The sequence below is a fragment of the Roseitalea porphyridii genome, from assembly GCF_004331955.1.
In the GTDB taxonomy this organism is placed as follows: domain Bacteria; phylum Pseudomonadota; class Alphaproteobacteria; order Rhizobiales; family Rhizobiaceae; genus Roseitalea; species Roseitalea porphyridii.
Map to the genome: position 1 here is coordinate 678,849 of NZ_CP036532.1, position 19,238 is coordinate 698,086.

Sequence of the window (19,238 nt, forward strand, 5' to 3'; positions counted from 1 at the left end):
GAAACGACGAACGCGGGGGCATCGCTCCCGCGTTTTTTCATGGAGAAGGGCGCATGGACAGGGCCGCTGGCACGCTTGCATTGCCGTTCGCGCGTGATGCACTGCCGACGCCGACCGGGCGCTGGGTGTTCCTGAACGCGGTCGCCGACCAGACGCTGGCGATGCTGTTCGCCGATGCCGAACTCGTCTGCGAACAGCCCGAGCGGCCAGCCTTTCTGGCGCTCGAAAGGGCGGGTCTTGCGGTCGCTCCCGCGATCGACGATGCGCCCGCCGGCCGTTTCGACGGTGCGATGGTTCTGCTCGGCCGGCACCGCCGGTTGAACGAGGCCCGCATCGCCCGGGCGGCGCGTCTGGTCCGCGCCGGCGCGCCGGTTCTGGTCGCCGGCGATAAGATGGTCGGCGCGGCGAGCGCACGCAAATGGGTCAAAGGACGGCTCGACGTTTCGGGCGCGCTCTCCAAGCATCACGCGCAACTGTTCTGGTTTGCGGCCGAGGCCGCCGCTTTCGAAGACGTCGTCCTGGCACGCACCGAACCGGCCCCCGGCATGGCCGCCGCGCCGGGCATGTTCTCGGCCGACGGCATCGACGCCGGTTCGGTGCTTCTGGCCCGATCGATCGACGCGCGCGTGACCGGCACGGTCGCCGATCTCGGCGCCGGCTGGGGCTTTCTTACGGCCAGGGTCCTGCAGGCCGGCAGGCCGTCCGCGCTGACGCTGGTCGAGGCCTACAAGCCCGCGCTCGAGGCCGCGCTCGAAAATGTCGAGCCGCTGGCGGGCGCGGTTCCGGTTACCGGTCTGTGGCGGGACGTCACCGCCGAGCCGGTGCCCGGCCCGTTCGACTGGATCGTCATGAACCCGCCGTTCCACACCGGTCGGGCAGGGGAGCCCGAACTGGGTCGACGCTTCATCGAAGCTGCCGCCGATGCACTTGCGCCGCGCGGCCGGCTGCTGATGGTCGCCAACCGGCAGCTGCCCTATGAACGCACGCTCGCCGAGCGTTTCGCCGACGTGCGCACGCACGCCGAAGCGGACGGTTACAAGGTGATCGAGGCGGGTGGTGTGCGGCGCGGGGCCGAAACGGGCCGGCGCCGGCGCTGAGGCCGCTCAGCCGGTGGCCGCAAGAAGCTCTTCATTGTCGCTGGCGAGGAACGGCATGTTCGCATCGCCGGTCGCGCGGGCCTCGCCGGCACGCGCCTTGATCGCCGAAAGCGGCATCGGCTTGCCGAACAGATAGCCCTGCATGACCGTGCAGCCGGCGGCCTTGAGCAGGGTGAACTGCTCCTGAGTTTCCACGCCCTCGGCGACCACGCCGGCATCGATCGACCGGGCCATGCCGACGATGGAGGCGACCATGGCGCTCGCCGAATCGTCGCTCTCGGTCAGCCGGTCGACGAACGACTTGTCGATCTTCAGCGTGTTGAAGCGCAGTTCGCTCAGCGTCGACAGGTTCGAATAGCCGGTGCCGAAATCGTCGATCGCAAGCGAGATGCCCAGTTCGCGCAGACCGTTCATGATCCGGCGCACCTCGGCGAGATTGCGGATCAGCAGCGTCTCTGTGACCTCGATCTCCAGCCGCTCGGGCCGGGTCTCGGTCTCGGTGAGAAGCCGCCCCAGATTGGCGACGAAGCCGTCGCGGTTGAACTGCGCGGCCGACACGTTCGCCGACACGGTGATGTGGTCGGGAAGTTTGCCCAGATCCTCGCAGACCCGGCGCAACACGAAATCGCCGATCTGCTGGATCAGGCCGCACTGTTCGGCAACGGGGATGAATTCGGACGGCGGGATCGAGCCCTTCTGGTGATGGTTCCAGCGCAACAGCGCCTCGTAGCCGATCGTTTCGCCCGTCGCCGCCAGCACCTTGGGCTGATAATGCAACGACAACTCGTCGCGCTGCAGGGCGCCGTAGAGTTCGGCCTCGACCCAGTGGCGGTAGGCCGCCATCTGGCTCATCTCCGGGTGGTAGATCGACCATGTGCCGCGTCCGGCCGCGCGCGAAGTCGAACGCGCCAGGTTGGCGTGACGCAGGATGCGCTCCAGCGACGGCCGCGACTGGTGCACCTCCGCCACTCCGGCGTTCCAGAACACCGAGTGGGAGGCCTTGCCGACGCGGACGGGCAGCGCGAGAACGCCGAGCAGCGCGTCGACGGCCGCGCGCAGTTCGCGCTCGTCGTGATTGACGCCCAGCGAAACGACGAACTCGCCCCCGCTCGTGCGCGCGACGAGGCCCGTCTCGCCGACCACCCGGCGCAGGCGTTCGCCGAAGACGCGCAGCAGCGAGTCCCCGGTCTCGACGCCGTAGATCTCGTTGAAGTCGCGCAGCGTGTCGAAGTCGAGACTGATCAGGAAGTACCGGTTCATCCGGGTCGGCCCGCCCTGCTTGCCGACATAGTCGGGCAACGCCTTGGCGAGCCCCTTGCGCGACAGAAGGCCGGTGACCGGATCGGTGTTGAGGATCTCCTCGTAGGCCTCGGTCGTGTCGTCGCTGCCGACGAAATAGGCATGAGCCGTGCCGGCGCCTGCAAGCGATGCGAGGCCGAGCACGATCGCACCGAAGGTCGCCGCCTCGCGGTACGAATTCAGCGTCAGGCCGACCATGTCCAGCGCCCAAAGGGCCAGCATCGCGGCGCCCATGCCGCTCGCGAAAATCGTAACTGCCCGGAATATCCTGGTCCGCTGGGGAACGGTGGTGCGCTTCATGATGCCCTCATCACGCAAAAAGTCGCACCAAATCCCTAAGAAGGGATGAAATGCGGACCCCTGCGGACGCGCGGGCGGGGCCGTTCGACCGGCCTATTCCTCGGTGCGCCGCAACTCGTCGAGCCGGGGCATGGAGACGATGTTGTAGCCGCTGTCCACATAGTGGATCTCGCCGGTCACGCCGCTTGAAAGGTCCGACAGAAGGTACAGGCCGGCCCCGCCGATGTCCTTGAGGTCGACCGCACGCGCCAGCGGAGAATTCTTCTGCTGGAAATTGTACATCAGCCGGGCATCCGAGACGCCCGCGCCGGCCAGCGTGCGGACCGGACCGGCCGACAGCGCGTTCACCCGGACGCCCTGGCCGCCGAAATCGGCGGCCAGATAACGCACGCTCGCCTCGAGCGCCGCCTTGGTCACCCCCATCACGTTGTAGTTGGGCATCACCCGCGTCGAACCGCCATAGGTCAGCGTCAGCAGCGATCCGCCCGGGTTGAGCATGTCCGCGGCGTGCTGGGCGACCTCGGTGAACGAATAGGCCGAGATCACCATGGTCCGCACGAAATTCTCGCGCGTGGTCACGTCGACATAGCGGCCCTTGAGCTGCGAACGGTCGGTGAAGCCGATCGCATGGACCACGAAGTCCAGTGTGCCCCATTCGTTCTTCAGCGTTTCGAACACTTCGGCGACGGTCTCCACCCGTTCGACGTCGCAGGGCATGACCAGCTTCGAGCCCGCCTCGGCCGCCAGCGGCTTGACGCGCTTGCCCAGCGCATCGCTCTGGTAGGTGAAGGCCAGTTCGGCGCCCTGTTCGGCCACCGCCCGCGCGATGCCCCAGGCGATCGAATGGTTGTTGGCGACCCCCATGATCAGGCCGCGTTTTCCGGCCATCAGTCCCGCCATCGCTGTCTCCCGCTTCCGCTTTTTGGTTATTGGTCGTAGCGCTGGAAGGCCAGCGTCGCGTTGGTGCCGCCAAATCCGAACGAATTGGAGATGGCGATGTCGAAGTCCACGTCGTCGAGCCGCGACCGGGCGATCGGAACGCCGTCGAACTTCTCATCGAGCTCGTCGATATGAGCGCTCTCGCAGATGAATTTGTTGTTCATCATCAACAGCGTGTAGATCGCCTCCTGAACGCCGGTCGCGCCGAGCGAATGGCCGGTCAGGGACTTGGTCGAGGAGATGTGCGGCATCGTCTCGCCGAACACGGTGCGGATCGCGTCGATCTCGCGCTCGTCGCCGACCGGCGTCGAGGTCCCGTGCGTGTTGATGTAGGTGACGGTCCCGTCGATGGTCGACAGCGCCATCTTCATGCAGCGCACCGCGCCCTCGCCCGAAGGGGCGACCATGTCGTAGCCGTCCGAGGTGGCCCCGTAGCCGACGATCTCGCCGTAGATCTTCGCGCCGCGCGCCTTTGCGTGTTCGAGTTCCTCGAGCACGAGGACCCCGGCGCCGCCGGCGATGACGAAACCGTCGCGGCTGACGTCATAGGCGCGCGAGGCGGTTTCGGGCGTCCCATTGTGCTTGGTCGACATCGCACCCATCGCGTCGAAAAGGTTCGACATGGTCCAGTCGAGGTCCTCGCTGCCGCCGGCGAACACCATGTCCTGCTTGCCCATCTGGATCAGCTCGTAGGCGTTGCCGATGCAGTGGTTCGAGGTCGCGCACGCCGACGAGATCGAATAGTTGATGCCCTTGATCTTGAACGGCGTCGCCAGCGTCGCCGAAGCGGTGGAGCTCATCGCCTTGGGGACGGCGAACGGGCCGATCCGCTTGGGCGAATTGTTCTTCTGGGTCAGAAGGGCCGCTTCGAAGATGGTCCGCGTGGACGGCCCGCCCGAACCCATGATGATGCCGGTGCGCTCGTTCGAAACGAGATCCTCGCCGAGCCCGGCATCCTCGATCGCCTGGCGCATGGCAAGAAAGTTCCAGGCCGAGCCCCGCGCAAGGAACCGCGCCTCGCGCCGGTCGAGCACCTCGAACGGATCGAGCGAGGGCGCGCCATGCACGTGGCACTTGAAGCCCAGTTCCTCATATTCCGGCGCGTGGCTGATGCCTGAGCGCGCCTCGCGCAGCGAGGCCAGAACCTCGTCCGTGTCGTTGCCGATGGACGAGATGATCCCCATGCCGGTGATGACGACGCGTTTCATGATGGTTTCCCGTTTCTGTGCCGGCGTCAGGCCTGGAACAGGCCGACGCGCAGGTCGCTGGCCTGGTAGATGGTCTCGCCGTCGGCCTTCATCCAGCCGTCGGCGATGCCGAGCACCAGCCGGCCCCGGCGCACCCGTTTCAGATCGACGCCGTACTCGACCAGCTTGTTGTCGGGCGTGACCATGCCGGTGAACTTGACCTCGCCCGTCGACAGGGCGCGCCCCTTGCCCGGCTCGCCGAGCCAGCCGAGGTAGAAGCCGGTCAGCTGCCAAAGCGCGTCAAGGCCGAGGCAGCCGGGCATCACCGGATCGCCGATGAAATGGCAGTCGAAAAACCAAAGGTCCGGCGTGATGTCGAACTCGGCGCGGATCTGGCCCTTGTCGTGGGCGCCGCCCTCTTCGGAAACATGCGTGATCCGGTTGAACATCAGCATGGGCGGGGCGGGAAGCTGCGCGTTGCCCGGTCCGAAGAGCTCGCCGCGCGCGCATTCGAGAATTTCCTCGTAGGTGTAGCTGGATTTCTGGTCGGCCATGCCGCTGGGAGACCTCCGATCGATTGTTCTTTTCGGGCGAGCTCGGCAGCCGGTCCGGCCGGTTTGGTCGTGCGCCCTGTCCGCGCTCCCTACGCGTCGGGGCAACATGCCGCAAGGCCCGCTCCGATTGGCGCTATTGCGAATGCGCGCCATTGCGAATATATGAAAATGGTTCGTGGTGACAGGGGAAATCCCTGCCCGCAAAGCTGTTTTTGGGATCGAATCCGGGATCGACGATGACCCAGACCCGCGGCGCCGACATCGAAAGGCCCGATACGCGAGACCTGCTCCAGGGCGTCGGTCTGCGGCCGACGCGTCAGCGCGTTGCGCTCGCGTCGATGCTGTTCGGCGAGCAGGACCGGCACATCGCGGCCGAGGATCTGCACCGGCAGGCGGTCGACAACGGCATACCGGTGTCGCTGGCGACGGTCTACAATACGCTGCACCAGTTCACCGAGGCCGGTCTTCTGCGCATTCTCGCGGTCGAGGGTCAGCGCACCTATTTCGACACCAACACCTCCGACCACCACCATTTCTTCTTCGAGGATACGGCCGAGGTGATGGACGTGCCCGATGGCGCGGTGACGGTCGACAACCTTCCCGCGCCGCCCGAGGGCATGGAAATCGCCAATGTCGATGTGGTGATCCGCCTGCGTCCGGCGCGCAAGACCCGGCGCTGAAGCGCGGTCTTTTCCTCTCCAGTATTGCCGCTGCGTCGGAACGAACGGTCCGTCCCTATTCGATGATCTCGTCGGGGTAGGCGCCCCACAGGTCCGCCTGCGCCGTGAAGCCGCGCAGCGTTCGGTCGCCGTGACGCACTTCCAGTTCGCACCAGGCGCCGTCGCAAGCCTCCACCCTGCCGACCACGCCCGGCTGCAGCATGGCGACGGCATCGGCGCCGCCGCGCGGCTCGCTGTAGAGCGTGATCACGCTGCGCGCGTCGCGCGCATTGCGCCATGGCGTCGCGATCACGGTCCGCGTGCCCGACAGCAGCGAGCCGTGGATCCAGCCCGTATCACCTTCGGAATCGCGGACGCGGCGCCAGTTGTCGTATTCCTGGATCACCTCGAGCGGCAGCCCCGATTTCATGTAGCGCCAGGCCACGGCATATTGCTTGCCCGGGCCGACGCGCATGTTCACCCGCTCGGCCTTCAGCGAGACGAAGCGCGGAAGCGGCAGGCCGCTCGGGCCGCGCGATACCGAACTTGTCGTCTGGGCGGCCGCGACATCGGCCAGGCCGCAGGGAATGAACGCCAGCGCGGCGATGAGAACCCAACGCATCGTGTCACCATCGGTTTCGGCGGGAACCGGCCGCCGTGTCGTCGCGGGGCGCGGCCCGGGACGGGCGCAGACCCCTTTGCACCGGCGGGCGCGCTTGCTAGACAGAGCGCGTCTGCCTGACCGGCGTCGACCGTCGCACGGGTTGGTTAACAAGCCATGAACCGGCGGCCCCGCCGGATGTCCCGATCCCGCGCTCGGCCGGCGGAACGGGGGCGAAGGAAAGGTCTCAATCTTGGACAAGAAGCCGTTCGTCGTCGTCACGCGCCGCCTGCCGGACCGGGTCGAAGCGCGCATGCGTGAACTGTTCGACGTGCGGCTGAACGGCGATGACCGCGCCTATGGTCGCGACGATCTGGCCCGCGCCATGGCCGAGGCGGACGTGCTGGTTCCCACGGTAACCGACCGCATCGACGCCGAACTGATCGAGGCGGCCGGGCCGCGCCTGAAGTTGATCGCCAATTTCGGCAATGGCGTCGACAATATCGACGTCGCCGCCGCCCACGCGCGCGGCATCTTCGTAACCAACACGCCCAACGTTCTCACCGAGGACACCGCCGACATGACGCTGGCGCTGATCCTCGCCGCGCCACGCCGCATCGTCGAGGGCGCCGGCTACCTTCTGGGCGAGGATCGCTGGGCGGGCTGGTCGCCGACATGGATGCTCGGCCACCGCATCCACGGCAAGCGGCTTGGCATCGTCGGCATGGGACGGATCGGCATCGCCGTCGCGCGGCGCGCGCGCGCCTTCGGGCTTGCGATCCACTATCACAACCGCAAGCGGGCCGCCCAGGCGATCGAGGAAGAGCTCGGCGCCACCTATTGGGAAAGCCTCGACCAGATGCTGGCCCACATGGACATCGTCTCGGTCAACTGCCCCTATACGCCGGCGACGTTTCACCTTCTGTCGGCGCGCCGGCTCGAACTGCTGCGGCCGAGCGCGTTTCTGGTCAACACCGCGCGCGGCGAGATCATCGACGAGGACGCGATGATCCGTCTGCTCGAGGATGGCCGCCTTGCCGGTGCCGGTCTCGACGTTTTCGAGCACGAGCCGAAGGTCGACGAGCGGCTCTGCAAGCTGGCCGAGAAGGGCCGGGTCGTGCTGCTGCCGCACATGAGCTCGGCCACGATCGAAAGCCGCATCGAGATGGGTGAGAAGGTGATCATCAACATCCGCATGGTGGCCAGCGGCGACCGCCCGCCCGACCGGGTCCTGCCGTCGATGGTCTAGGCACGTCCTTGCCGAGTTCGGCAAGGCGACCGCGGCGTGTTCACCCCGATCCCCGGAACACTCGGATGATTGAATGCTGGTTCGCCCGCGAGCGGGCGTAAAGGGCGGGGCCAGCCCATCAGGGGCCGGCCCGTCGCCTTGCCTGCCGCCTCAGGCCTTCTTCTTGGCCTGGGCCTGCCAGTCGCGGATCTGCCGGTCGCTGAACGGCATGTAGTCGTCGATCCGCTGGATGTCGGCCGCGCTCAGCGCCGCGATCTGGGCGAACGTGGTGATGCCCTGTTCGTTGAGCTGGCGCTCGGCGACCGGGCCGATGCCCTTGATGTCGGTGAGCTTGTCCTTGGCGCCGGTCGGCGCCGTGAAAAGCGGTCCTTCCGGAGCGGGTTTGGTCGGCGGCGTGCCGGCGCTGGCGGCAGCAGCCTTGGCGGCGGGCTTGGCCTTGCCACCTGCCGCGGCGGAGCTGGTCGCCGCCTTTCCTTTGCTCTTTGCCGGCTTGGCGGCTGCGCTGGCCGAGGTCGTACCGGCCGTCGCCGCCTTGTTTTTGCCCTTGGCCGGCTTGGCGGCTGCGCCTGCTGCCGTGGCGCCCGTCCCCGCCTTGCCCTTCGTGCCGGCTGCCTTGCCCTTGGCGGCCGTACCGCCGGTCGCTGACGCCGCGCCGGCAGTCTTGGCCGTGGCGCCCGCGGACTTGGCTTTCCTGGCCGGCTTGGCCTTGCCGGCGTCGCCGGTGGTCGTCGTCCGGATCACGGCCGGTTCGGGGACCGCCGACGGCGCGGTCGAAACCGTCTCGGCCGGCATCGCCGAGCCTGCCGCCGGGGTGCCCGCGCGGCTCGGTGCGCCCGTCCTCGCCGTCACGCCGCCCGGGTCGGGCAGCGCATAGTCCTTGGCGCCGCTCGCGGCCGCCCGGCTCGTTCCCGGCATCCGCACCAGCGGCTTGCCCGCCTGTTCGTTGTCCGGTCGCAGGGAGCCGTCGAGCGCCTTGCGCGACAGCAGCAGATAGAGCCACGCCACGATCGCGATCGCGACGACGGCCAGGCAGATCATCAAGAACAAGAACATGGTCCGAACCCCTCGGCTTTGTCGGCGCCATGGTCAGCCAGTGGCGCCCCTCCGGCCCTTAATTGCGTGCGAGCCCATTGCCGTCAAGCGCGCCTTCCGTAACGCATCGTCTCGAACCGGCAAGACAGTGCGTCGTATAGCAGCAGCCGGCCGAACAGCGGCTCGCCGGCTCCGGTCAGCAGCTTGATTGCCTCGGCGGCCATCAGCGAACCGATGACGCCGGCCAGCGCGCCAAGGACCCCCGCCTCGGCGCAGCTGGGCACCGTGCCCGGCCGCGGCGGTTCCGGAAACAGGTCGCGGTAGCGCGGCAGGGCGCGGCCGTCGCCGTCGGCGCGGTGCGGCGCCAGAACGGTCACCGATCCGTCGAAACGCTGGATGGCCCCGGCGACCAGCGGAATCGCAAGGCGTTCGGCGGCATCGGCCACGCAGTACCGCGTGTCGAAATTGTCGGATCCGTCGAGAACGACGTCATGGCCTTCGAGCAGCGCATCGGCATTGTCCGGCGCGATCCGGTTCCGCTTCGTGTCGACCCGTACGTGCGGATTGAGCGCGGCGATCTGCGCTGCGGCGCTGTCGACCTTGAAGGCGCCGATGTCGCCGGTCGCGTGCAGCGTCTGCCGCTGGAGGTTGGAGAGCGAGACCACATCGTCGTCGATGATCGTCAGATGCCCGACGCCGGCGGCAGCCAGATAGGTCAGGACCGGCGAGCCGAGCCCGCCCGCGCCGACCATCGCCACGCGCGCGCCGGCAAGCGCCTGCTGGCCGCGTCCGCCGATCTCGGGCAGCACGATATGGCGCGCATAGCGCTCGATCTCGTCGGGTCCGAGCGTACGCGGTCCGTCAGCCATCCTCGCTCACCGTTCCTTCAGTGACGCGGAAATACTGGGCGCGCGGACCGAGTGCGTCAAACAGCGACCGGTCTGTGCCTGTCATGAAGGCCTGCCCGCCCAGATGATCGACCCGGTCGAACAGCGCCGCCCGACGCTCGGGGTCCAGATGGGCGGCGATCTCGTCGAGCAGCAGGATCGGCGTCATCCCGCTCACCCGCGCCGTCAGGCCGGCATGGGCGAGGACGAGACCGGTCAGCAGCGCCTTCTGCTCGCCGGTCGAGCAAAGGCCCGCCTCGATGCCCTTTTGCGCGTGAAGGACATGCAGGTCGGCCCGGTGCGGCCCGGCCAGCGTTCGCCCGGCCGCGCGATCGCGATGGCGCCCGGCGGCCAGGTCCCCGGCGAGCATGGTTTCGATCTCGCCGGCGCTCGCGCCGTGCGCGTGGGTTTGCTCGAGTTCGCCCGAAAGGACGATCGCCGCGCGCGCGAACGGGCCGTCATCGCCGCCGGCCGCGATCAGGTCCGAGAGCAGCGTCACCAGTTCCTGCCGGGCGGCGATCATCGCCGTTCCGAGCGCGGCGAGCTGCGCCTCGATTGCCGCGAACATCGCCTCGGTCTGCGCGCCGTGGCCCGATTCCAGCAGCCGGTTGCGCTGGCGCATGGCCTGCTCGTAGTCGCGCGCCCGCTTGCCATGGGCCGGATCGATGGCCAGCACCATGCGGTCGACGAACCGCCGACGATCTGCGGCCGGTCCCGTGAACAGCCCGTCCATCGCCGGCGTGAGCCACAACACGCGTGCCAGCCCGAGCAGTTCGTCGACGGAGCGGGCCGTCGTTCCGTTGATGCGCACCCGCCGCAGTCGCGCACCGTCGTCCCCCGGTGTCCCGCCGGCCGTCCCGGTGCCGACCGCGAAACTGTCATCGTCGCGGTTCAGGCGCATGAACACCGAAAAGCCGTCCGGCGCGCCCTTGCGCGTCATGTCGGAAAGCTGTGCCCTGCGCAAGCCGCGCCCCGGCGACAGCAGCGAGATCGCTTCGATCAGGTTGGTCTTGCCGGCCCCGTTCGGCCCGGCCAGCACCACGTGCCGCCCGTCGAGCGTCGCCGAGGCCCGGCCGTAGTTGCGGAAATCGGTCAGCGTGACTTCGGCGAGACGGACCCTGACGCTCATGACGGACCGTCTGCCCGGCGCGACCGCGTGATGCAAGCGCGCGCCCGGCGGCGATCACACGCGCATCGGCATGAGCACATAAAGCGCGTTCTTGTCGTCGGGGTTCTCGATCAGCGTCGGTGAGCCGGCGTCGGCGAACGAGAACTTGACGTCGCTGCTCGAAAGCTGGCTGGCGATGTCGAGCAGGTAGCGCGCGTTGAAGCCGATCTCGAGCGGATCGGACTCGTAGCCGGCCGGCAGTTCCTCGGTCGCCGAGCCCGAATCGGGATTGTTGACGGCAAGCGTGAGCTGTCCTTCGGCGAGCGCCAGCTTGACCGCCCGCCCGCGCTCCGAGGAGACGGTGGAAACCCGGTCGACGGCCTCGGTGAACACCTTGCGGTCGATCACCATGTCCTTGTCGTTGCCGGTCGGGATGACCCGCTCATAGTCCGGGAAGGTGCCGTCGATCAGCTTGGAGGTGAGCACCACCGAGCCGATCGTCAGGCGGATCTTGCTCTCGGACAGTTCGACCTGCACCGACACGTCCGGATCATCGACCAGCTTCTGCAGCTCGCCGACGGTCTTGCGCGGCACGATCACGCCCGGAATGCTCTCGGCTCCGTCGGGCGCCTTGGTCTCGGCGCGGGCCAGCCGGTGTCCGTCCGTCGCCACCGCGCGCAGGACGATGTCACCGTCGCGCTCGGCGGTGTGCAGATAGATGCCGTTCAGATAGTAGCGCGTCTCCTCGGTGGAGATGGCGAACTGCGTGGCCTCGATCAGCCGGCGCAGCGTCTCGCTGTCGAGCCGGAACGTGTGGGAGAATTCGCCGGCGGCCAGTTGCGGAAAATCGCTCTCGGGCAGGCATTGCAGCTTGAACTGCGACCGGCCGGTGATCACGGTCATCGTGGCGCCGTCCGGTTCGGTCGCCAGCATCACTTCCGATCCGTCCGGCAGCTTGCGGACGATGTCGTAGAGAAGGTGCGCCGGCACGGTCGTCGCGCCGCCCTGCTCGACATGGGCGGGCACCGCCTCGTTGATCTCCAGATCGAGGTCGGTGGCGGTCATCGCCAAGCTGCCGCCATCGGCCCTGAGCAGCACGTTGGACAGGATCGGGATCGTGTTGCGGCGCTCCACCACGCGATGGACATGGTTGAGGGATTTCAGGAGGTTGGCTCGCTCGAGAGTAACGCGCATTGTGTGACAGATCCGGATCCGGCATTCGAGGGCCCGCCGGCAGACGGCGAACCCGGCGGTGACGGGTTGAGGCGTTGCGCCGGCGTGATCGCCGCGCAAATCGCCCGCCCCCTCGGGATCGCGAATGTGGCGGCTTGCCCGCCGAAAAGCAAGCCGAACGGCCGGCGCTCGCACGCCGGCCGTTTCATTGATTGGGGAAAACGAAACCGTTGTCGGCGAAGCGCGCTATTCGCGGATCAGCCGGCGCAGCAGTTCGATCTCCTTGGCCAGTTTCGCATCGTCCTTGATGAGCTGTTCGACCTTGCGCACGGCGTGGAGCACTGTGGTGTGATCCTTGCCGCCGAAGCGTCGGCCGATCTCGGGCAGCGATCGGGGCGTCATGGTCTTGGACAGGAACATGGCGATCTGGCGCGGCCGCACGACCGAGCGCGTGCGACGGTTGGACAGAAGCTCCGACCGGGCGACGTTGTAATGGTTGGCGACCGCCTTCTGGATGTCCTCGATCCGGATCTTCTTTTCATCGTCCACCCGCACCAGATGGCCCAGAATGTCGTCGACCCGGTCGAGCGCGATGTTGGGCTCGAAGGAGTGGCGGAAGACGAGCTGGTTGAACGCGCCCTCGAGCTCGCGGAAGCTCGACGTGACGGTCCGCGCCACATGGGTCAGCACCTCGCTGGAGATGTCCAGCGACGTGTCGTCCTTGCGCGCGTCGGCAAGCCGGCGCTCCAGCATGGCGAGCCGCATGCCGAAGTCCGGCGACTGGATTTCCAGCGCCACGCCGCCCTGCAGCCGGGAGCGCACGCGCGGGTCGAGCGATTCAAGTTCCGAGGGCGGGCGGTCGCCGGCGACCACAACCTGTCGGGCGCTGTCGAGCAGCGTGTTGATCAGGTGGCAGAACTCGGACTGGATCTTCTCGCCCTGCAGGAACTGCATGTCGTCGATGATAAGAAGGTCGATCTCGTGCAGGGTCTCCTTCAGGCGCAGCGCGCTCTGGTCGCGGATCGCGCTCGCAAAACGCCACATGAAGTACTCGGCCGTCAGGTAGACGACGCGCTTGGACGGATCCTTGGCCTTGGCGGCGTTGGCGATCGCCTGCAAGAGGTGGGTCTTGCCGAGCCCGACATTGGAATGAAAGAACAGCGGGTTGAAGCGGGCCGCGTTTGGCCCCTTCTCGACGGCCGCGCGCGCCGCCGCCAGGCACACCCGGTTCGACGGTCCCTCGACGAAGCTGTCGAACGTGTAGCGGCTGTCGACGGGCGAGCCGAGCATTTCGCCGTTCTTGCCGATCTCGGGCGTCGTGCGCCCCTGCGCCGGCGTCGCGGCGCGGTCGGTCTTGGCCAGCGCGTTCGCCTTGGCCCGCTCGGCGCTCGCCTTGGCGGCGTCGGCCGCCTGGCCGGCCCGCGCCGAAGCGCTCGCCGCCCCGCGCGCCGCGCTGCGCACCACGATCTCGACCTTGAGCACGTCGCCGTCCTCGGCCTGCCAGAGCGCGACGATCGTGTCGAGATAGTGGTTGTTGATCCAGTTGCGCAGGAACGGGGTGGGGACCGACAGCTGGACCACGGGGCCGTCCGCATCTTCCAGTTTGAGCCGTTTGAACCAGCTCTGATAGACCTCTCCGCCGAGCTTGGCCCGCAATTGCTGGCAAATCTTCTCGAACGTCCTGCTTCCCGCCGACGCCTTCCTGGCATCGCTGGGTGCGTCCTTGCCGTCTTCGTCCGGCTTCTTGTTGCTCATCGTTCCACCCTCTCCGATCGCTGCCTTGCTTCGTTCGATTGTCTGGCGCGTCTCGGATATGGCCGCTCGCCCGGCCATGGGGGTGTGTGCTGGCGGATGCGTCATTGCGTGCGCAACCCTTTCGACTTCCCCTCGCATATTGTGTTCTCGCCTCCTGTCGTTGGCCGGCCGGGCCCCGCACATCCCGCGCCGTGCATATCATTGTCAGAGCGGATCCCGCTGGCCCTGTGCCCGACCGGCCGGCGCCAAACACAAACATGCGCCGGTGGTGATCCGCGATCGTTCTTCGATGTCGCCCCGTGGCCTTTCTGTCGCTTCCGGCTTTCCGGGACCGGCATGCTCCTCCTTCCTGCCCCGGGCGCAGGGCGATCGATCCCGTTTGCCGGAATCGCCCGATTCCGGCACGCATTCAGCTACCCGACTGTTGAAGTGGTCCTGCCCCAGGACCGCTGGACATACGCACGCCTCACCGCATGCAACCATGGGTCGCAGCCGCCAATTCGACTTGCTTCTGGTGTGGGAGCGTCCGCCCGTCTTGTGATCCTAAATTAGCCCCATCGCGGCCCGTCAGACAAGGCCCGCTAACGGTAAATTAACGCTTGTGCGGGCGCGAATCGGAGAACAAAAAGTGCCCGGTTTCGATCGCGAAAAGATAAGCTTTTGGGATTCCACAGCTTCTTTTCGGGCGTCGAAAAACGCACCCGCCGTGAAAAAAAATCGGAAAAAATCGGTTGACTCGGAGGCCCTTATGGACAGGCGGGAAAACCGCGCTCCGATCCGGGCGCGAGTCTCCTAAATATATGAAATATAAAGAAAAAGTCGGATCAAGGCGGGCGACCGCGGATGCAGGGGCGATCGGCGGGCTCAAGCGGGAGCGGCTAAATCTTTGTGCCTCAAGGCAAATTTTTCATTAGCCGCGCAACAAAAAACCCGGCCGAGGCCGGGTTCCGGTCATTGATGAGCCGACGAAGGAAATCAGGCGCCGATCGTCTTCACCCGATGGGCGAGCCGGGAGACCTTCCGCGCGGCGGTGTTCTTGTGCATCACGCCCTTGCTCGCTGCACGCATAAGTTCAGGCTGCGCGGCGCGCAGCGCGGCATCGGCCGCGCTCTTGTCGCCGGCGGCGATCGCCTCCTCGACCTTGCGGACGAACGTGCGCACGCGCGAACGGCGTGCGGTGTTGACCTGGGTGCGCGTTGCGATCTTGCGCGTTGCCTTCTTGGCCGACCTGGTATTGGCCATGGGTGCCTCTCTCGATGTGATCCGGGAACCGGACAGGGGCCGTGCGGGGTCTGGTCGACCGGTCCACCGTGCCCATGAACAAGTGTGGCGGCCACACAGCCGCCAAGTTGGCGCCGCTATAAGCGCAAACGCCTTTCCAGTCAACGCCGACCCGGCAGAAAGCGACAGCCGGACGCCGCCGGCTCAGCGGTTGCGGAAGCTCGGCGTGCGTTTCTCGATAAACGCGGACATGCCCTCTTCCTGATCGTCCAGCGCGAAGGCGGAATGGAACAGCCGCCGCTCGAAACGCAGCCCTTCGGAAAGACCGGTCTCGAAGGCGCGGTTGATCGCCTCCTTGGCCATCATCGCCGTCGGCAGCGAATAGCCGGCGATCTTCTGCGCGGCGCTCAGCGCTTCCTCGATCAGTTCCGTGTCCGGGACGACGCGCGCCACCAGACCGCAGCGCTCGGCTTCCTCGGCGTCCATCTGCCGCCCGGTCAGGCACAGATCCATGGCCTTTGCCTTGCCGATCGAGCGGGCGAGCCTTTGCGTGCCGCCCATGCCGGGCAGGATGCCCAGCGAGATTTCGGGCTGGCCGAACTTGGCGCTTTCGGAGGCGATGATGAAGTCGCACATGCAGGCCAGTTCGCATCCGCCGCCCAGCGCGTAACCGCTGACCGCGGCGATCATCGGCTTGGGAAACGCGGCGATCCGCTCCCAGCCGCTCAGGGAATCGTGCATGTAGGCGCTGGCGAACTCGAACGCCTGCATCTCCTTGATGTCGGCGCCGGCCGCGAAGGCCTTCTGCGATCCGGTGATGACGACCGCGCCGATCTTGCCGTCCTCGCGCAGCGCGTCGAGCGCGGCGGTCAACTCGTCCAGCAGCTTTGCGTTGAGCGCGTTGAGCGCCTTGGGGCGGTTGAGCGTGACGAGCGCGACTTCGCCGCGTTTTTCGACATTGATCGTGTCGTAGGCCATGCGCTGAGTGCTCCGTGGCTTTCGGTTGAGGCGGCTATCTCTGGCACGCCGGACAATGGAAAGTCGACCGTCCGCTTTGCACGAAGCGGCGGATCGTTCCGCCGCACCCGTCGTGGCGGCACGGCTCGCCCTCGCGCCCGTAGACCGCGAAGCTGTGCTGGAAGTAGCCGAGCGAGCCGTCCGTGCGGGAGTAGTCGCGCAGCGACGAGCCGCCGGCCGCGATCGCTTCGGCGATGACGGCGCGGATCGCATCGGCAAGCGCGGTGCAGCGGGCCGTCGGTCGTCCCGCGCGGGTGACCAGGGTGCCCGCCCTGCGGCGCGGCGAGAGCCGGGCCCGCCACAGCGCCTCGCAGACATAGATGTTGCCGAGCCCGGCGATCAGGCGCTGGTCCAGAAGCGCGGCCTTGAGCGGCGCGGCCCTGCCGGCAAGCAGCAGCGCCAAATGATCGCCGTCGAGCGCGTTTCCGGTCGGCTCCAGCCCCAGTTCGCGCAGATACCGGTTGTCGGCCAGCGTCTCCACCCGGTCGAGATCGACGAAACCGAACCGTCTGGGATCGTTGTAGGTGATCGCGCGACGCGTCCCGTCCGGGCCGGTCAGATGGAACACCAGATGGTCGTGCGCTTCCGCTTTCGACCGCGCATGGCGGAACGCGCCGGGCAGGGCGTCGCCGTCCTCGTCGGCGATGCGATAGGAGCCCGACATGCCAAGATGGCTGATCAGAACCGCGCCATTGTCGAAATGCATCGTCAGGTACTTCGCCCGGCGGCCGATCGCCGTCACGGTGCGGCCCTCTATGGCGGTAGAAAGCCCGGCTGGAAGCGGAAATCTCAGGTCGGGCCGGCGCAGCTCGAGCCGGTCGAGACGCGCGCCCTCCATCGCCGGCGCCAGACCACGCCGCACCGTTTCGACCTCGGGAAGTTCAGGCACCGGCCCTGATCTCGCCCAGAACCGAGGTGCCGTCGGCGCCGGCGGGCAGGCCGAGATGATCGGCGACCGTCTCGCCTATGTCCGCATAGGTCTTGCGGATGCCGATGCCGGTGGCGGGCAGCCCAGGCCCCCAGGCCAGAAAGGGCACGCGCTCGCGGGTGTGGTCGGTCCCCGTCCAGGTCGGATCGCAGCCATGATCGGCCGTCACGATCAGCAGGTCGCCCGGCTTCATCTTCGCCTGGATCTCCGGAAGGAAACGGTCGAACGCCTCAAGCGCGGCCGCGTAGCCGGCCACGTTCCGCCGATGTCCGTAGAGCATGTCGAAGTCGACGAAGTTGGCGAACACCAGATCGCCGTCCTCAGCATCGTCCATCGCCGCGAGCATGGTCGCTCCGATCGCCGCGTTGCCCGAGGCCTTGCGCACCTCGCTGACGCCCTGATGGGCGAAGATGTCACCGATCTTGCCGACCGCGATCACCCGGCCGCCGGCCTCGACGGTGCGGTCGAGCAGGGTCGGCGCCGGCGGCAGGACCGAATAGTCGCGCCGGTTGCCGGTGCGCTCGAAACTCGCCCGGTCCTCGCCGACGAAGGGCCGTGCGATGACGCGGCCGATGTTGAGCGGATCGACGAGGTCGCGCACCGTCTCGCACAGCGCATAGAGGCGGTCGAGGCCGAACCGGGTTTCGTGTGCGGCGATCTGGAAGACCGAATCGGCCGAGGTGTAGAAGATCGGCTGGCCCGTTCGCAGATGCTCCTCGCCCAGTTCGGCGATGATATCGGTGCCCGAAGCGTGCTTGTTGCCGAGCGAACCGTCGAGCCCGGCCTTCGCGTAGATGGCTTCCAGCAGGTCCTGCGGAAACGCGGGCACCTCGTGCGGAAAATAGCCCCAGTCGAAGAGCACCGGCACGCCCGCGATCTCCCAGTGGCCCGATGGCGTGTCCTTGCCGTGCGAAACCTCTTCGGCCGCACCCCAGATGCCCTGCGCATCGTCGGGCTTCAGCGCGGCCGCTCCGGCATGGGCAGAGGCCAGGTCGACGGCGTGGAACAGGCCCAGCGCCGCCAGGTTCGGCAGTCGCAGCGGCCCTTTCCGATCGGCATTGTCGGCTTCGCCTGCGGCCGCCGCATCGATGATGTGGCCGACCGTGTTCGCGCCGGCGTCGCCGAAGGCCTCGGCGTCGGGCGCTCCGCCGATGCCGACCGAATCCAGCACGATGAGAAATGCGCGCGCCATGACGTTCCTGCCTTCCCGGGCCGCCGTGGCGGGCCCGTACCCTGTTGCGGTGTTTTCGTTCGCGGCCGGATCGCCATATAAGCATGCGCGTGGTCAAGGTCCATCATGGTCGTCGGACCACCGAGGGCGACGCGACCGGGGAGGGCAATCATGCGCAGGCCGATACTCGCACTGCTGGCGGCGATCATCGCGACCATGCCCGTGGCGGCCGACTGGCGCGCCGAAACCGGCGTGTTCCGGATCGGCGTCGTCGATCCGGGCGGGGGAACGACGTCTCCGGCCCGTTACGAGCCGTTCCGCGAGGCGGTCAGTACAGCGATCGACATGCCCGTCGAGGTCCTGGTGCTGCGCGACGCACCCAGCCTGATCGACGCGCAGACCAGCGGCCGCATCGAATATGCAATTCTGTCGGCGCTCGGCTACGCGGCCGCGCAGGAGATGTGCGCCTGTCTGGTGCCGCTGGTCGTGCCGCGAACGGCCGGCGGCGCCACCGGCGTGCGCTCGGTTCTGGTGGTCGATGCGGCCACAGGCGAAGAGGCGGTCGGCTCGGGACCGATCGGCTATGGCCCGGAAGGTTCGCTGACCGGCGCGCTCGCCCCGCAGGTCGCCTTCACCCATCAGGGACAGCCGCTCGGCGAGGCCGGGCTCGATCTTGTCGTTCAGCCGAGCTTCGAGGCCGCCCGTGACGCCTTCCTTGCCGGCGATCTCGCCGGCCTCTTTGCCTGGGACTATGCGGTGGCCGACCCGGACCGGGCGATCGGCGGCGGCCTGGGCGCGGCGCTGGTCGGCGACGCGGCGGTCGGCGCGTCGATCCTGTGGCGTTCCGAACATGTGCCGTTCGGCCCGCACGCGGTGCGCGATACCGTGCCGGCGGACGTCCGTACCGCGCTGCGCGAGGCGCTCGTCGCGCTCGAGGAGGCGGCGCCGGACGCCTATGACGTCATCTCGCCGACGCTCGGTGGCGGGTTCGTGCCGGTGGAAGCGGCCGACTACGCGTTCGCCGCGCGCATCGTGAAGGCGCTGGCGGAGACGCCCTGACG

At 67.6% G+C, this 19,238-nt stretch carries 18 protein-coding genes; 4 read left to right on the forward strand and 14 right to left on the reverse strand.

Annotated features, from left to right (window positions below):
• Positions 1-53: 53 nt before the first annotated feature.
• On the forward strand, positions 54-1,097 hold the full coding sequence (locus E0E05_RS03165; protein WP_131615401.1) for a class I SAM-dependent methyltransferase: 1,044 nt from the start codon (positions 54-56) through the stop codon (positions 1,095-1,097).
• A 6-nt stretch (positions 1,098-1,103) separates the two neighbouring features.
• Here the strand turns inward: E0E05_RS03165 and E0E05_RS03170 are convergent, their stop codons facing one another.
• The 4 genes from E0E05_RS03170 to fabA form a co-directional block, all read right to left on the reverse strand.
• Positions 1,104-2,630: a putative bifunctional diguanylate cyclase/phosphodiesterase gene (locus tag E0E05_RS03170; protein ID WP_158629259.1), complete on the reverse strand. Its 1,527-nt coding sequence runs from the start codon at positions 2,628-2,630 to the stop codon at positions 1,104-1,106.
• 159 nt (positions 2,631-2,789) lie between these two features.
• Positions 2,790-3,596: an enoyl-ACP reductase FabI gene (gene fabI, locus E0E05_RS03175; protein WP_131615403.1), complete on the reverse strand. Its 807-nt coding sequence runs from the start codon at positions 3,594-3,596 to the stop codon at positions 2,790-2,792.
• Between the two features lie 26 nt (positions 3,597-3,622).
• Positions 3,623-4,843, reverse strand: a complete 1,221-nt coding sequence (gene fabB / locus E0E05_RS03180; RefSeq protein ID WP_131615404.1) for a beta-ketoacyl-ACP synthase I — start codon at positions 4,841-4,843, stop codon at positions 3,623-3,625.
• Between the two features lie 26 nt (positions 4,844-4,869).
• Positions 4,870-5,376 (reverse strand): 3-hydroxyacyl-[acyl-carrier-protein] dehydratase FabA, encoded by a 507-nt coding sequence (gene fabA / locus E0E05_RS03185; RefSeq protein WP_131615405.1) that lies wholly within the window; start codon positions 5,374-5,376, stop codon positions 4,870-4,872.
• 236 nt (positions 5,377-5,612) lie between these two features.
• Between fabA and irrA the strand changes: the two genes are divergently transcribed.
• The gene (gene irrA, locus E0E05_RS03190) at positions 5,613-6,056 is read left to right on the forward strand and encodes an iron response transcriptional regulator IrrA (protein ID WP_131615406.1); all 444 of its coding nucleotides are present in this window, start codon (positions 5,613-5,615) and stop codon (positions 6,054-6,056) included.
• 55 nt (positions 6,057-6,111) lie between these two features.
• Here the strand turns inward: irrA and E0E05_RS03195 are convergent, their stop codons facing one another.
• Positions 6,112-6,657 carry an SH3 domain-containing protein gene (locus tag E0E05_RS03195; RefSeq protein WP_131615407.1) on the reverse strand — a complete coding sequence of 182 codons (546 nt, stop codon included), beginning with the start codon at positions 6,655-6,657 and terminating at the stop codon, positions 6,112-6,114.
• A 292-nt stretch (positions 6,658-6,949) separates the two neighbouring features.
• Between E0E05_RS03195 and E0E05_RS03200 the strand changes: the two genes are divergently transcribed.
• Positions 6,950-7,885: a 2-hydroxyacid dehydrogenase gene (locus tag E0E05_RS03200; RefSeq protein WP_244598040.1), complete on the forward strand. Its 936-nt coding sequence runs from the start codon at positions 6,950-6,952 to the stop codon at positions 7,883-7,885.
• A gap of 150 nt (positions 7,886-8,035) precedes the next feature.
• On the opposite strand, the gene E0E05_RS03205 is transcribed toward E0E05_RS03200, so the two are convergent.
• The 9 genes from E0E05_RS03205 to E0E05_RS03245 form a co-directional block, all read right to left on the reverse strand.
• Positions 8,036-8,938, reverse strand: coding sequence for a helix-hairpin-helix domain-containing protein (locus E0E05_RS03205; RefSeq protein WP_244597899.1), 903 nt, complete (start codon positions 8,936-8,938; stop codon positions 8,036-8,038).
• A gap of 83 nt (positions 8,939-9,021) precedes the next feature.
• Entirely contained in the window at positions 9,022-9,786 is a 765-nt protein-coding gene (locus tag E0E05_RS03210) for a HesA/MoeB/ThiF family protein (RefSeq protein ID WP_131615409.1), read from the reverse strand.
• Entirely contained in the window at positions 9,779-10,933 is a 1,155-nt protein-coding gene (recF, locus tag E0E05_RS03215; protein WP_131615410.1) for a DNA replication/repair protein RecF, read from the reverse strand. Before recF ends, E0E05_RS03210 begins: the two co-directional genes overlap by 8 nt.
• Positions 10,934-10,987: 54 nt before the next feature.
• A complete protein-coding gene (gene dnaN, locus E0E05_RS03220) occupies positions 10,988-12,106 on the reverse strand; it encodes a DNA polymerase III subunit beta (protein WP_131615411.1) in 1,119 nt (372 codons plus the stop codon).
• Between the two features lie 225 nt (positions 12,107-12,331).
• The gene (gene dnaA / locus E0E05_RS03225) at positions 12,332-13,918 is read right to left on the reverse strand and encodes a chromosomal replication initiator protein DnaA (RefSeq protein ID WP_428977592.1); all 1,587 of its coding nucleotides are present in this window, start codon (positions 13,916-13,918) and stop codon (positions 12,332-12,334) included.
• 897 nt (positions 13,919-14,815) lie between these two features.
• Positions 14,816-15,082, reverse strand: a complete 267-nt coding sequence (rpsT, locus tag E0E05_RS03230) for a 30S ribosomal protein S20 (protein WP_131615413.1) — start codon at positions 15,080-15,082, stop codon at positions 14,816-14,818.
• Positions 15,083-15,265: 183 nt separating this feature from the next.
• Entirely contained in the window at positions 15,266-16,039 is a 774-nt protein-coding gene (locus E0E05_RS03235; RefSeq protein WP_131615414.1) for an enoyl-CoA hydratase, read from the reverse strand.
• A gap of 34 nt (positions 16,040-16,073) precedes the next feature.
• Positions 16,074-16,967: a bifunctional DNA-formamidopyrimidine glycosylase/DNA-(apurinic or apyrimidinic site) lyase gene (gene mutM / locus E0E05_RS03240; RefSeq protein WP_131615415.1), complete on the reverse strand. Its 894-nt coding sequence runs from the start codon at positions 16,965-16,967 to the stop codon at positions 16,074-16,076.
• Positions 16,960-18,198, reverse strand: a complete 1,239-nt coding sequence (locus E0E05_RS03245) for a phosphopentomutase (RefSeq protein WP_131615416.1) — start codon at positions 18,196-18,198, stop codon at positions 16,960-16,962. Before E0E05_RS03245 ends, mutM begins: the two co-directional genes overlap by 8 nt.
• A 150-nt stretch (positions 18,199-18,348) precedes the next feature.
• Between E0E05_RS03245 and E0E05_RS03250 the strand changes: the two genes are divergently transcribed.
• Positions 18,349-19,236 (forward strand): phosphate/phosphite/phosphonate ABC transporter substrate-binding protein, encoded by an 888-nt coding sequence (locus E0E05_RS03250; protein ID WP_158629260.1) that lies wholly within the window; start codon positions 18,349-18,351, stop codon positions 19,234-19,236.
• Positions 19,237-19,238: the final 2 nt, after the last annotated feature.